The sequence below is a fragment of the Corynebacterium amycolatum genome (assembly GCF_016889425.1).
GTDB classification, from domain to species: domain Bacteria; phylum Actinomycetota; class Actinomycetes; order Mycobacteriales; family Mycobacteriaceae; genus Corynebacterium; species Corynebacterium amycolatum.
In genome coordinates this window covers 1496243-1510214 of the sequence record NZ_CP069513.1, presented here as the reverse complement: position 1 = coordinate 1510214, position 13972 = coordinate 1496243, and the positions used below count along the sequence as shown (strand labels likewise).

The 13972-nt window shown below is 57.1% G+C and carries 10 protein-coding genes; 7 read left to right on the top strand and 3 right to left on the bottom strand.

The window, feature by feature from the left end:
* The first annotated feature begins 202 nt into the window (after nt 1-202).
* The gene (locus tag I6J19_RS06695) at nt 203-1792 is read left to right on the top strand and encodes a DEDD exonuclease domain-containing protein (RefSeq protein WP_187402470.1); all 1590 of its coding nucleotides are present in this window, start codon (nt 203-205) and stop codon (nt 1790-1792) included.
* On the opposite strand, the gene trpD is transcribed toward I6J19_RS06695, so the two are convergent.
* Nucleotides 1789-2856, bottom strand: coding sequence for an anthranilate phosphoribosyltransferase (gene trpD, locus I6J19_RS06690; protein WP_052155533.1), 1068 nt, complete (start codon nt 2854-2856; stop codon nt 1789-1791). The genes I6J19_RS06695 and trpD overlap by 4 nt on opposite strands.
* A gap of 537 nt (nt 2857-3393) precedes the next feature.
* Here trpD and ctaE point away from each other — a divergent pair.
* From ctaE to I6J19_RS06665, 5 genes are all read left to right on the top strand, one after another.
* Nucleotides 3394-4008, top strand: coding sequence for an aa3-type cytochrome oxidase subunit III (gene ctaE, locus I6J19_RS06685; protein WP_141737489.1), 615 nt, complete (start codon nt 3394-3396; stop codon nt 4006-4008).
* 75 nt (nt 4009-4083) lie between these two features.
* Nucleotides 4084-4974 (top strand): cytochrome bc1 complex diheme cytochrome c subunit, encoded by an 891-nt coding sequence (qcrC, locus tag I6J19_RS06680; RefSeq protein WP_038625863.1) that lies wholly within the window; start codon nt 4084-4086, stop codon nt 4972-4974.
* Complete coding sequence (gene qcrA, locus I6J19_RS06675) at nt 4971-6182, top strand: cytochrome bc1 complex Rieske iron-sulfur subunit (protein ID WP_038625865.1); 1212 nt, start codon at nt 4971-4973, stop codon at nt 6180-6182. The genes qcrC and qcrA overlap by 4 nt, the downstream gene beginning before the upstream one ends.
* Nucleotides 6179-7807, top strand: coding sequence for a cytochrome bc1 complex cytochrome b subunit (gene qcrB, locus I6J19_RS06670; RefSeq protein ID WP_038625867.1), 1629 nt, complete (start codon nt 6179-6181; stop codon nt 7805-7807). The genes qcrA and qcrB overlap by 4 nt, the downstream gene beginning before the upstream one ends.
* Nucleotides 7808-7975: 168 nt before the next feature.
* A complete protein-coding gene (locus I6J19_RS06665) occupies nt 7976-9703 on the top strand; it encodes an ABC-F family ATP-binding cassette domain-containing protein (protein WP_038625869.1) in 1728 nt (575 codons plus the stop codon).
* A 102-nt stretch (nt 9704-9805) separates the two neighbouring features.
* On the opposite strand, the gene ctaF is transcribed toward I6J19_RS06665, so the two are convergent.
* Entirely contained in the window at nt 9806-10252 is a 447-nt protein-coding gene (gene ctaF, locus I6J19_RS06660) for an aa3-type cytochrome oxidase subunit IV (protein WP_038625871.1), read from the bottom strand.
* Nucleotides 10253-10287: 35 nt separating this feature from the next.
* Nucleotides 10288-11463, bottom strand: a complete 1176-nt coding sequence (gene ctaC / locus I6J19_RS06655; RefSeq protein ID WP_038625873.1) for an aa3-type cytochrome oxidase subunit II — start codon at nt 11461-11463, stop codon at nt 10288-10290.
* A gap of 500 nt (nt 11464-11963) precedes the next feature.
* Between ctaC and asnB the strand changes: the two genes are divergently transcribed.
* Nucleotides 11964-13889: an asparagine synthase (glutamine-hydrolyzing) gene (gene asnB / locus I6J19_RS06650; protein ID WP_038625875.1), complete on the top strand. Its 1926-nt coding sequence runs from the start codon at nt 11964-11966 to the stop codon at nt 13887-13889.
* Nucleotides 13890-13972: the final 83 nt, after the last annotated feature.

The window sequence follows — 13972 nt, the reverse complement described above, 5'->3', positions numbered from 1 at the left end:
GAATAATAACAGTTTGATAAACGTGTCACTACCTGGCATTTTGAAGTCCGCCGAGAACTTTACACTTAACGCCTTAAGGTCGGAACATTTTTATCGCGAACTCAAAACGTGTTTTATGTCACACTCCAGCTTGTAGCAGCTCAATTTGCTCAAGTTTCACAGTTTTAACACTACTAGGAGCGCTCAGAATAGGATTATTGACGTGAATTCAGGACAACAGCACTTCCCTCTCGAAGGCTCCGTCGATGATTCTCTTTTCAACACCACCTTTGTCGTCGTAGACCTAGAAACGACTGGACTAAAGGCCAAGAACGACCACATCATTGAAATTGGGGCCATCAAAACCCGTGGCGGCAAGACAATTGGCACCTTTTCCAGCTTCATCGACCCCGGCATGGAGATTCCCGACCACATCACATCTCTCACCGGCATCACTACCGCCGATGTTGAAACTGCCCCACAGCTCGGCACAGTTATTACTCAGTTCCTCGAATTTGCTCGGGGAAGCGTCTGGGTTGCGCATAATGCCAAGTTCGATATTGGATTCCTCCGCCAGGCTTGCACAGATTTGGGCCTAGATTGGCCAAGCCCCAGCGTCGTAGACACTCTCACGTTGGCGCGTCGCGTCCTTGACCGCTCACAAGTTGGCAGTTTCAAGCTCTCACAGCTCGCACGGTACGTCGGTTCTCCGAATCGCCCCACCCACCGGGCGCTTGACGACGCAATCGCAACCGTCGACGTCCTTCACTACCTCATGGAGAGACTAGTCGGCGATGAAGTACAAACAGCGTCCGAGCTAGTGCATTACTCGCCGACCGTCGCTCCGGAGGTTCGTGCTAAACGGCATCTTGCCGATCGAGCTCCGCACACCCCTGGTGTCTATGTTTTTCGGTCAAGAAATGACGACCCCTTATATATAGGTACAGCTCTCGATTTGCGACGTAGACTTCTGCAGTATTTCAACGGCACTGATTCTCGTCGCAAGATTACGGAAATGGTCTCTCTAGCCGAACGCGTCGAGATCATCGAATGCCTGCACGGCTTCGCAGCAGAAATCCGCGAGGCTCGTCTGATCTCTGCACTCCGTCCGCCCTACAACCGACAACGTACCGAACCGACCCGCGGCTGGTACATCATCCCCGCTAGCCCCGGTCGGCCTGCCAAGATTAGCCGAACAGTCACCGACGCCCGCAGCCTAGGTCCTTTCCGCACGCGCGACACCGCTACTGCCATCCGCGACAGGTTCTCCGCACTTAACGACGACTTTGCGATAACAACCGCCCAGATCTCCACCACCGGCGCAGACGAGATCGCAGACATGATTGCTGAGATATCAGCACTTGCCAAAGCACACCGCTTCCAACGCACGGCAGTGCAGCGTGACCGCACTGCGGAGTTCATTATCAGCTTGGATAAGCAGCAGCGCCTGAGCATGCTTGCCGCCATCCCATCTCTGCAAGCCGCTTTCCCCGATGGCAATGGTGGCTGGCACCTAGCGGAAATTCGCTATGGCAGGCTGGCCGGCGCCAGCACCGCACCGCGTGGCGCGGATATGAGCTACATCATCGACCTCATGGAGAGTTCAGCCCAAACAGTCACTCCAGATGACTCCTTATATAAAGGAGCATCAATTGATGAACTCAGTATTGTCTGGAAATGGCTGCAGCGCCCGGAGGTACGAATAAAGCCCACCGGAGGCGAGTTTTCCTACCCCAGGTTGGGCGCAGGAAAATACCTTCAGTGGGCAATTGACGCGCAGCAAGCACGTCGTGAAGCGCGACGCGAACCTTAACCCTTCATCGCCGCGGTAACGATGTCCAGGCACAGCCCCGACTGGAGCGTTTCCTTGACCTCTTCAATGGAGTCGGCCATAGCTTCCTTTAGCGGACGGCCACCCAGACCACGCGAAATGGCGATTGCGGCGGCGGAGTTAAGGATGACTGCATCGCGAATCGAACCTTCGAGTTCGCCAGCCCAAATGCGACGTGCAACATCAGCGTTGTACGCGGGGTCACCGCCACGCAGCGCGTCAATTTCGGAGTACTCCATGCCATAGTCATGTGGATCGATGACATCTTCGGCAACTTCACCGTTTTCCACAATAAAGACCTTGGTGGGGCCAGTAACAGTAATCTCGTCGAGACCATCGCTTCCGCGTACCACCAACGCGCGCTGACCACGGCGGGCGAAGGTGTCCGCCATCGTCTCCATCTGATCTTCGAAGGCACAGCCAATCAAGCTTGCCTGCGGGCGTGCTGGATTCGTCAGCGGCCCCAACAGGTTGAAGACTGTCGGAACCGCTAGCTCCTTACGCACCGGTCCAGCGAAGCGCATGGCCGGATGAAAGCGAGCGGCAAAGAGGAAGCGCACGTAGAAGTCCGGATGTTCCGGAGAAGTAACGAGACCGTTCTCAATGTCGATGCCAAAGGCCTCTAGCATGTCAGCTCCGCCCGACTTCGAGGAAGCCGCGCGGTTACCGTGCTTGAGCACCGGCACACCACTGGCCGCGATAACAATCATGGACATCGTGGAGATGTTGACGGTATTTGCGCCATCACCACCGGTGCCGACGATATCGACTGCACCGCGCTCAATAACACCGGCGAGCTGTGGATCATGAACTGGGCGGGCAAACGAAAGCATGCCCTCAGCCGCAGCATCGAGCTCGGCAGCCGTAATCCCCTTGGCGAGGAGACCGAAAGCAAACGTTGCGGTCTGGATGTCTCCGGAAGCACCTGACATGATCTGATCCATGGCGAATCGAATGCCCTCACCGGAAACTTCGCGGCCAGCGCCAATCGTGGAAAGAACATGGCGCCAGTTTTCGACCGCCCTCTTATCGCCGATCTCGCTCATCGCCACTCCCTTCCACTAGATAGTCAAGTCTGTACTCGTACTTTATTAATACAAATGCACCTAGGTGCTGCTGGTTATTCCGCCCACCAGATGCACCACATCACGGGGCTTTCTGGAAAATCCCACCGTGATGTACGTAATAAGACAAGATACCTCCCCCATATATCCAGCGCATCACCAGGTCCGCCTTTTGCGTTCGCCGAAAATCTCACCCCCATTGGGGCAACTGGAAAAATACGATATTAAATAGAGCCGAACCTGCGATAAACTAACCGACAGCCGATGCCGCAGTATCGCTAACCCAGGTTCGCCGAAGGTGAACCTGGCAGTCCAGGGGGATGGACTCCGCGCACCGCGGCACAACAAAACCCTCGAATTCACCCGCGTCGGATAAAGACACTGGAAAGTTCCCAACAGGGGGAAAAATTAGTGAAATTCTCAGAAACCTTTCCTTGCGACCTGGGATTTTAGGAATTTATATACAAAAATGGGGGTTGCAACGTGACTACTCCTTAAGAACAGTACATACTGTTAGATGTGACGAGCGCAGTTGAAAATCAAGGTATGACAGCACCACGTCGTGCTGCGACACTGAACCGACCGAATATGGTCAGTGTCGGCACGATTGTGTTCCTGTCTCAGGAATTAATGTTCTTCGCCGGTCTGTTCGCGATGTACTTCGTGTCACGCGCGAACGGCCAGGGCGATTCGTGGGATTGGGGTACCGGCCACCTCAACGTCCCGTACGCACTAGTGATCACCGTGATCCTAGTGTCGTCTTCGTTCACTGCCCAGTGGGGCGTGTTCGCGGCCGAGCGTGGCGACGTTTTCGCACTCCGTAAGTGGTACGCACTGTCTACCGCCCTGGGTGCAATCTTCCTCGTTGGCCAGGCTTACGAGTACTTCACCCTGGTTAGCCACGGTCTGACCATTCAGAACTCCATTTACGGTTCGGTCTTCTTCATCACCACCGGATTCCACGCAGCCCACGTTCTCGCGGGTGTGCTGGCTTTCGTTGTGGTGCTTATCCGTACCTCCAAGGCGAAGTTCACCCCGGCACAGGCCACTGCTGCCATTGTGGTCTCGTACTACTGGCACTTCGTCGACGTCGTGTGGATTGGCCTGTTCATCACCATCTACTTCATCCAGTAGGCCGTATTGGCCGTTCTTTGTTTAGTACGGCCTACAGCCCATCCACTTTCCACGAACAGTCTTAAAGGGAAAAAGATGGAAAACACTACCTCCGAAACCAAGGACACCACGTCCTTGGCTGCGGCCCCGAAGTCAAAGGGCCGCCGCAAGATGCGCCGTACTGCCTCCGGTATTATGGCTATGGCTCTCGCCCTCACCGGCGCGGGCTTCCTCGCTAATGCTCTGACCCCTGATGCACAGACGGCTACTGCTCAGCAGGATGAAGCCGCAATCATTCAGCAGGGTAAGGAGCTTTATGACGTTGCTTGTATTACTTGCCACGGCGCCAACCTCCAGGGCGTTAAGGACCGCGGTAAGTCACTGATTGGCGTCGGCGAGGGTTCGGTTTACTTCCAGGTTCACTCCGGTCGTATGCCGATGCTTCGCAATGAGGCTCAGGCAGCACGTAAGACCCCGCGTTACTCCGAAGAGCAGACGCTGGCTATCGCAGCCTACGTCCGGGCTAATGGTGGCGGCGCAGGCATTGTCCGCGACGAAGACGGCTCCATTGCTATGGAGTCGCTGCGCGGTAAGAACGCCGGCCCGAACGGTGAGCTTGACCAGGCTGACGTTGCTCGCGGTTCCGAACTGTTCCGCCTGAACTGTGCATCCTGCCACAACTTCACCGGTCGTGGCGGTGCACTGTCCAGCGGTAAGTACGCACCAGTCCTGGATCCTGCAAATGAGCAGGAAATTTACCAGGCCATGCTGACCGGCCCGCAGAACATGCCGAAGTTCTCTGACCGCCAGCTATCTGCTGACGAGAAGAAGGACATCATCGCCTACATCAAGAACTCCAAGGAAACTCCGACCCAGGGTGGTTGGGGTATTGGTGGCATCGGCCCGGTTGCTGAAGGCCTTGTCATGTGGATTGTAGGCATCGTCGCTCTCGTAGCGGCCGCTCTTTGGATTGGATCCCGCCGATGAGTAATAACGAAAACAAGAAGTACAGCTCCGAAGAGCTGTCAAAGATGAGCAATGCGGATCTCGCTCGTCTGGGCGCTGAACTCGACGACGTGACCATTGCCTACCGCAAGGAACGCTTCCCGATTGCCAACGACCCGGCTGAAAAGCGCGCGGCCCGTGGCGTCGCCATCTGGCTGGCTCTGTCGGTCATTCTTGGCCTGGCATTCATCGCCATCTACCTGTTCTACCCGTGGCACTACAAGGGTCACGGCGAAGAGGGGCTGTGGCTGTACACCATGTACACCCCGCTGCTGGGTATCACCATCGGTGGCTGTATCGTCACCCTGGGTATTGGTGCAGTTAAGTTCACCAAGCGCTTCATCCCGGAAGAGATTTCGGTTCAGCGCCGCCACGATGGTCCGTCCGAAGAGGTCGACCAGAAGACCATCGTTGCCCTGCTGAACGATTCTTGGCAGACTTCCACCCTGGGCCGTCGCTCCGCCATCAAGGGTCTCCTTGGTACCGGTGCCGTCCTGGCTGGTATCGGCATGATTCTTCCGCTTGGCGGCATGATTAAGAACCCGTGGAAGCCACGCCACGACGTTGACGTCACTGGTGACGGAACTCTGTGGACCACCGGTTGGACTCTTGTCGAGCAGGGCCACAAGGTTTACCTCGGCCGCGACACCGGTGCTATCGCTGAAGAGGGTGCACACGGCTACACCACCAAGGGCGTTTCCCGCCTGGTTCGCCTCCGCCCAGAGGATCTGTCCGCAGGTTCTATGGAGACTGTCTTCCCGCTTCCGGAAGAGGACGTCAACGACGGCGACAAGTACTCCAAGGATGCCGATGTCTACGAGGCACACATGCACTCGATTCACGGCTCCCGCAACTCGGTCATGCTGATTCGTCTGCGTTCCCAGGACGCTGAAAAGGCAATCCTGCGCAAGGATCAGGAAGACTTCCACTACGGCGACTACTTCGCCTACTCGAAGATTTGTACACACATTGGTTGCCCGACTTCTCTGTACGAACAGCAGACGAACCGTATTCTCTGCCCATGCCACCAGTCGCAGTTCGATGCACTGCACTACGGCAAGCCGGTCTTCGGTCCAGCTGCTCGCGCTCTTCCGCAGCTGCCGATCAGCGTTGATGAAGAAGGCTACATGTACGCAGAGGGCAACTTCGTTGAGCCCGTCGGTCCGGCATTCTGGGAGCGTCAATCATGAGTAATCCAACGAAACTAGCAACCGCTGCTAAGAATATGGATGACCGCTACACCCTGTCTGGCGGCATGCGTAAGCAGCTCAATAAGGTATTCCCTACCCACTGGTCCTTCCTGCTGGGTGAGATTGCACTCTACTCCTTCGTAGTCCTGCTCTTCTCGGGTGTTTACCTGACTCTGTTCTTCGACCCGTCGATGTCGAAGGTCATTTACGACGGTGCCTACGCGCCACTCAACGGTGTCGAGATGTCTCGCGCCTACGAGACCGCCCTGCAGATCTCCTTCGAGGTTCGCGGTGGTCTGTTCATTCGCCAGATCCACCACTGGGGTGCTCTTCTGTTCGCCGTGTCCATCATGGCGCACATGTTCCGCATCTTCTTCACCGGCGCATTCCGCAAGCCGCGTGAAGCTAACTGGGTCATCGGTTCCATCCTCCTGCTGCTGTCCGTGGCAGAGGGCTTCATGGGTTACTCCCTGCCGGACGACCTGCTTTCCGGCGTTGGTCTGCGTATTATGTCCGCAATCATCATCGGTCTGCCGATTATCGGCACCTGGCTGCACTGGATGATGTTCAACGGCGACTTCCCGGGTGACATGATCATCCCACGCCTGTACATTGCACACGTGCTGATTCTCCCTGCTCTGCTGCTGGGCCTGATCGCCGCTCACCTGGCTCTGGTCTGGTACCAGAAGCACACCCAGTTCCCCGGCGCAGGTCGTACCGAGAACAACGTCGTCGGCGTTCGTATCCTCCCGATCTTCGCGGTCAAGTCCGTTTCCTTCGGTCTGATTACCTTCGGCTTCCTGGCGCTGTTCGCTGGTATCTTCCAGATCAACGCAATTTGGAACCTTGGACCGTACAACCCAGCGCAGGTTTCCGCCGGTTCCCAGCCGGATATCTACATGCTGTGGACTGACGGTGCTGCCCGTGTCATGCCGCCGTGGGAGCTCTACCTGGGCTCCTACACGATCCCGGCAGTCTTCTGGGTCGCCCTGCTCTGTGGTATTTTGGTCGTCCTGCTCTTCGCCTACCCGTTCATCGAGGCGAAGATCACCGGCGACAACGCCCACCACAACCTGCTGCAGCGTCCGCGCGACGTGCCGGTTCGCTCCGGCCTTGGTGCCATGGCTCTGGTCTTCTACACCCTGCTGACTCTGTCCGGTGGTAACGACCTGATTGCATACCACTTCCAGATCTCGCTGAACGTGATGACCTGGGTTGGTCGTATCGGTCTGATTATCCTGCCGCCGATCGCTTACTTCGTCACTTACCGAATCTGCATCGGCCTGCAGCGCTCTGACCGCGCTGTCCTGGAGCACGGCATTGAGACGGGCATCATCAACCAGCTGCCTGATGGTTCCTTCATCGAGGTCCACCAGCCGCTAGGCCCGGTCGACGAGCACGGCCACGCCGTTCCGCTCGAGTACCAGGGAGCTTACGTCCCGAAGACCATGAACGAACTGGGCGCCGCTGGTAACCCGGGTCGCGGTAGCTTCTTCAGCCCGGACTCCCCGGAGATCGCCGAAGAGGCAGCTCGCATCGAGCACGAGAACCACGAGCAGCAGGCTCAGATGTTCCGTGACCTCGAAGCTCAGAACGCTGAAGAGCGTCGCCAGCTCGAGCACTAAAACTCCGCGGTAGATTTTCTACTGCGCTCAAATAAGACCATCCCGGTCCGCATCCACTTCGGATGTCGACCGGGGTGGTTTTTTGTTCCCCAGATTCTTTCGAGCTCGCCTTGACTCCCACATATGTCAGATACCAAATCTGCTGTTTACCAGTACTAAAATGGACATATGTCTACCAGTCACTCCCCCACCACCGACCTTTCGAACAACGCCACACAGCTTGTCGCCAACGGTGTCAACTTCGACTACGAGGCCACGCCTGTTCTGCGCGATGTCTCGCTCACGCTTTCCGACGGCGATGTCCTCGGATTGGTCGGAGACAACGGAGCCGGCAAATCCACTCTTCTTTGGCTGCTGTCGGGTCGTCGTCGACCCACGAGCGGTACGGTGACTCATATTGGCACGCGTGTGCTCGGCTCTCAGGAGTTAGAAGCGCCTTTCGACTCCACGGTGCAAATGCTTATCGATGAGGCTCTCGGCCCCTCGAAACGTCGTCTAGCGGAGTTGGAAGAGGCAGCTGAGGCGATGTCCTTAGCAGAGACCCCAGATGAGTCTGAGGCGGCAGAGAAAGCGTATTCGAAGGTCTTCTCGGATGTCATGGCTCACGATGACTGGAACGCCGAACATAACGCGGAAATTGTACTCGACCATCTCGGCCTGACCGGCACTGCTCCCGACGGCGCTCCCCTGGTAGAGCAACTAACCACGGAGATTTCCGGCGGGCAGCGGGCGCGGCTGGGGCTCGCGATTACGCTCATTCGAAAGCCAGAGATTTTGCTTCTCGACGAGCCCACCAACCATCTCGATGAACGCGGTCGCCAGCTCGTGATTGACACCATTCAGAACCACCCTGGAGTGGTTGTGGTGGCAACGCATGACCGCGACTTCCTGGATGCCGTTTGTACTGTAATTGGAGACTTGGTGCCGGGGCGCCCTGGTATTGGGCTGTTCCGTGGCAATTACTCCGACTACGCGAAGCACCGTCGCCACCAGCGTGAGCTATGGGAGCACCAGTGGCGCTCCGAGGAGCATGAACGCAATCGGTTGGAAGACACCATCGACAATGGCGCCCGTGAGGTCTCACCGGGCCGAGCAATGACGGACAACAACAAGATGGCTTATGACCGCCGTGGCGGTCGTGTAGAGCGGCAAATCGCGCGCCGCGTGCGTTCGGCTAAGCAGCGACTGGATGAGCTCATTGAGGAAGGTGTGGAGCGTCCGCCGGCTCTGCTGGGCTTTGATGCCCCGCTGACCGCACCCCTACCGACCAAGCGCGCTGCATCGGGAAGCGATGAGGATTTTCACATCAAGATGCGCGGTGTGGTCGTCCCAGATCGAATTCGGGTTGGTTCACTGACTATTCGTCCCGGAGACAAGGTCGTTATCACAGGCCCTAATGGGGCCGGAAAATCTACTTTGTTCAAGGCCATCATGGGGCAAGTTGAGACGCAGGCTGGCGAGGTGCGTATCGGCGAGAACTGTCGAGTAGCCATGCTGGCTCAGGAACAAGACTGGGAAACCCCAAAGAAGTCCGCCCGTGAGTTGTACGACCTTGCTCCCAATGCCCGCGTGCCTCTCGACGACTTTGGGTTGCTTAGCCTCGAGGACGCCAATCGACCTGTAGGTGACCTGTCCATCGGACAGCAGCGTCGAGTGGCATTGGCGCTCGTTGTGGCCAATCCACCAGAGATTTTGCTTCTCGACGAACCTACTAACCATCTGAGTGTGGATCTAATCGAGCAGGTCCAGGACGCTATTGCATCTGCTGAAGGCACAATTATTGTAATTACCCACGATCATCGCATGATCAACTCGCTCGAGGCGCGTCATTTGCAGGTGACCGACGGCGAAGTCGTCGAGTTACCTAAGGGGCAAAAACCTGTCGAGTTCGCTTAATGCCGAATCGCAAAACAAAAAAGTCTCTCCCACTAACGCCCTTGTTAGTGGGAGAGACTTTTCGGTTATCTACGACTGTGGTTCAGTCGGCTTGCACTCGGACTAGTGCTTCTCCGGCGGAGTGATGTACTGAGTGTTGAGCTTGGTGCCGGCGACGATCAGGATTACCGCGCCAAGAACAATCAGCCAGTAGGCCATGAATGCGATGCCGTAGCCCATGAGCAGGATGCCCATGGTCATCACGAACGGCCAAATCGAGCTAGCGGAGAAGAAACCGAGGGTTCCAGCACCGTCGGCAACCTCTGCCTCTTCGAAGTCGGCCGGGGTGATGTCGGAACGGCGCTCAGTGAAGTGGAAGTATCCACCGAGCATCAGGGTCATCAGAGCTGCGAGGACCAGGCCGGTTGCGCCGGCCCACTCGAGGCGACCCTGGCTTTCGTTGATGACGTTACCGGTGTCCTGGAGGTACTGAGTGCCGAAGATGTAGACGACAGCCATGAACCCCAGGAACACGGTAAGTCCGTAGAAGAGCTTTGCTGCAGACTTCATTTGAGAACTTCCTTTAGGTAAGAATCTTGCTGGGTTTACTTGGCGGTCGCGTTCAGGTCAATGGTGTTAGCACCACGATCACCCATGTCGCGGGTGTCGACACGACCGGAGTTGAACGGCGAAGTGGAGACTGCGAATGCCGGCTCACCGATGTGCTTCAGAGCATCAGCGTTAGTAGCTTCTGGGTTCTCCTGGCGGAACTTGATGTACTCGGTGAATGCCTCACGGGGGACAGCACGAATCTCGAAGTTCATCATTGCGTGGTAGGTACCACACATCTCGGCACAACGGCCAACGAATGCGTTCTTGACCTTGTCGCTCGGGTTGTCCTCTGGTCGGTTGGCAATCTTGTCCGAGTCAATCTTTTCGATCTGGAAGACACGGTTGGACTTGTTAGCCTCCGGGTGCGGGAACACGTCGCGCTTGAAGAGGAACTCCGGAACCCAGAAGGAGTGAATCACGTCAGCGGACGCGAGGTCGAACTGAATTGCAGTGTCTTCCGGAACAACGAGGACCGGAACCTCTTCGGTGGTACCGAGGGTCTCAATCTCGTCGTAGTGCAGGTAGTCGAGGCTCTCCTTGGAGCGACCGTGAACCGGGTACTCCTTCTGCTTTGCGCGATCTTCGTCGGACGGAACCTCGTGGCCACCCTCGGTGAAGAACTGCTCATCAGCCGGCTTCTCAATACGACCGTTGTACTCCTGGCCGCCCATCAGGTCAGCGGAGATGTTGGCGTAACCGAACTTCCAGTTCCACTGGAAACCGGTGACGTCGACGGTGACCTCTGGATCCTTATCCAGAGCAGTGACCTCGTCCTGAGTCTGAACCGTGAAGAAGAACAGAGTCATCACAATCAGAATCGGGAGAATGGTCAGAGACAACTCAACCGGAACGTTGTATGCAGTCTGGCGCGGGAACTCGCCCTTGCCCTTCTTCTCAGCCTTCTTAGCTGTGAAGTTTGTCATCGAGTAAAGGGTAACGCCCCAAACGATGATGCCGATAATCCAAGCTGCAACCCAGGTCCAAACCCAGAAGTTACCCATGGACTGTGCTTCCGGGGTCACACCTTCCGGCCAACCAAAGCGGAGCAGCTTGAAGAAGCCGTTCTCCGGAGGATTAACATCGCAGCCGGCAAGCAAGGCTGCGCTACCGGTGGCAACGCCGAGGACGCCGAGCTTACGGGCGACTCCGAACTTTCTACGCTGATTCACGTGTGTCTGCCTTCCTGATCCACACAATTTTCGATAACCGATTAAGGTTTCGTCCTACCCAAGCAGAGTAGTCGATTCTTAAGCTTTCTCCACAATAAATATGGCTGTGGGGTGCCTTTGAGTATATCTGCCCTAATAAAATACTGAGAAAGACCCGCCTATCGGGGGTGGCATTCTCACCAGTTACACCCTGTTGACGCTCCCAAGTCTATGAATTTTTTAGTGTTTGCGCCACGCGCTGACGCACACACCGTCCCGCACAACCTTGCCCCGAGCCCTAGACACGGCAAACTCAGACATTCTCGCTTTTCCCCAAAAGGCATTAAAGTAGGTGCAGCATTTCTATGTGGTGCCAATCTGGGGTTCAACCCAGCTACTCAGCCACGCGGCGGTCCTTCACGGCCACCGGTTCAGGCGACAGCCAGTCGCACTGAGCCCCTAGCTACGAAGCCGTCGAAAATCCACTAAGTGACACTAAGCGAAAGGTGCGCGCACGAAGCATGTGTGGTCTTCTCGGAATCCTGACTGCAAATTCTGACGCAGCGGAGCTCGTTCCCGTTGTCGAAAGGGCCCTGCCCTGCATGCGGCACCGCGGCCCTGACGATGCAGGCACGTGGCACGATGAGGACGCAGTTTTCGGCTTCAACCGCCTATCCATTATTGATATTGCCCACAGCCACCAACCGCTGCAGTGGGGACCGGAGAATCAGCCGAATCGTTACTCCATGACCTTCAACGGCGAAATCTACAATTTCGTCGAACTCCGCGAGCAGCTGCAGAAGGAAGGCTATGCCTTTAATACCTCCGGCGATGGTGAACCCATCGTCGTTGGGTTCCACCACTGGGGAGCGGACGTCGTAAAGCACCTGCGCGGCATGTTCGGCATTGCTATCTGGGACAGCGTCGAACGCAAGCTTTTCCTGGCGCGCGATCCGTTCGGCATTAAGCCGCTCTACTACGCCACCACAGAGCGCGGCACGATTTTCGGTTCTGAGAAGAAGTCCCTGCTCGAAGCTGCGCCGGAGATGGGCATCGATGCGAAGAAGCTGAATAAGCGCGCACTGGAGCACTACGTCGATCTGCAGTATGTGCCGGAACCGGAGTCGCTGCACACCGAAATTGTCCGCTTGGAGTCGGGCTGCACAGCCGTCGTTACGCCTGGCGGCGAAGTTAAGCAGACCCGCTACTTCAAGCCGAGTTTCCCGATTCAGCCAGTAGCTAAGGGCGCTGAGCAGGATGTTTTTGACCGCATTGCCCGCGCACTGGAGGACAGCGTCGAGAAGCATATGCGTGCCGACGTCACGGTGGGCTCGTTCCTGTCGGGCGGTATCGACTCCACGGCGATTGCAACTTTGGCTAAGCGCCACAACCCGAACCTGCTGACGTTTACCACCGGCTTCGAGCGCGAGGGCTTCTCCGAGGTCGATGTGGCTGCGGAGTCCGCCGCTGCCATCGGTGTCGAGCACATCGTGAAGGTCGTCTCGCCGGAGGAGTTCGCCGGTGCGATTCCGAAGATTATGTGGTACCTCGATGACCCGGTAGCTGACCCTGCACTGGTACCGCTGTACTTCGTGGCCGCAGAGGCTCGTAAGCACGTTAAGGTCGTACTGTCCGGTGAGGGCGCAGACGAGCTCTTTGGTGGTTACACCATTTATAAGGAGCCGCTGTCGCTGAAACCGTTCGACAAGGTTCCCTCTCCCCTGCTGCGCGGCCTGGCTAAGGTCGGCGAAGCTCTGCCAGAAGGCATGCGCGGCAAGTCACTGCTGCAGCGAGGCACTACTCCGCTGGAGCAGCGCTACTACGGCAATGCTCGTTCCTTTAACTTCGAGCAGCTGCAGGAAGTCCTGCCATGGGCAAAGAAGGAATGGGACCACAGCGATGTCACGGCACCGATTTACGCGCAGTCTGAAGGCTGGGACCCGGTGACTCGGATGCAGCACTTGGATCTGTTCACCTGGTTGCGTGGCGACATTCTGGTCAAGGCCGACAAAATCACCATGGCCAACTCCCTGGAGCTGCGCGTGCCGTTCCTCGACCGTGTGGTCTTCGACGTTGCACAGACGCTGCCGGTGGACATGCGGGTTTCTCACGGCACCACTAAGTACGCACTGCGTCGCGCCATGGAGCAGATTGTTCCGGAGCACGTTCTCAACCGCCGCAAACTGGGCTTCCCGGTGCCGATTCGCCACTGGCTGGCGGGCGACGAACTGCACGGCTGGGCCGAGGACATCATCCGCGAGTCCCAGACTGATGAGTTCATTAATAAGGACGCCGTGCTCAAGATGCTCGCCGAGCACCACCCAACCGAGCGCGACCACTCTCGCCGCCTCTGGACCATCCTGGCCTTCATGGTCTGGCACGGCATCTTCATCGAAGACCGCATCACTCCGGACATCGAGCAGCGCGACTACCCCGTCGAGCTCTAGTTCGCTAGTTCGCTTTACGACGGTCCCCGCGCTGCCATCCTGCCCCGGCAGGCTGCCACCATAGCCGGCGCAACCAAAAGAAA

What these genes read in the sequence shown, in the direction of transcription:
- ctaF (WP_038625871.1), bottom strand. Translation starts at nt 10,252, where the DNA reads ATGAAGTCTGCAGCAAAGCTCTTCTACGGACTTACCGTGTTCCTGGGG.
- trpD (WP_052155533.1), bottom strand. Translation starts at nt 2,856, where the DNA reads ATGAGCGAGATCGGCGATAAGAGGGCGGTCGAAAACTGGCGCCATGTT.
- asnB (WP_038625875.1), top strand. Translation starts at nt 11,964, where the DNA reads ATGTGTGGTCTTCTCGGAATCCTGACTGCAAATTCTGACGCAGCGGAG.
- qcrB (WP_038625867.1), top strand. Translation starts at nt 6,179, where the DNA reads ATGAGTAATCCAACGAAACTAGCAACCGCTGCTAAGAATATGGATGAC.
- qcrA (WP_038625865.1), top strand. Translation starts at nt 4,971, where the DNA reads ATGAGTAATAACGAAAACAAGAAGTACAGCTCCGAAGAGCTGTCAAAG.
- I6J19_RS06665 (WP_038625869.1), top strand. Translation starts at nt 7,976, where the DNA reads ATGTCTACCAGTCACTCCCCCACCACCGACCTTTCGAACAACGCCACA.
- qcrC (WP_038625863.1), top strand. Translation starts at nt 4,084, where the DNA reads ATGGAAAACACTACCTCCGAAACCAAGGACACCACGTCCTTGGCTGCG.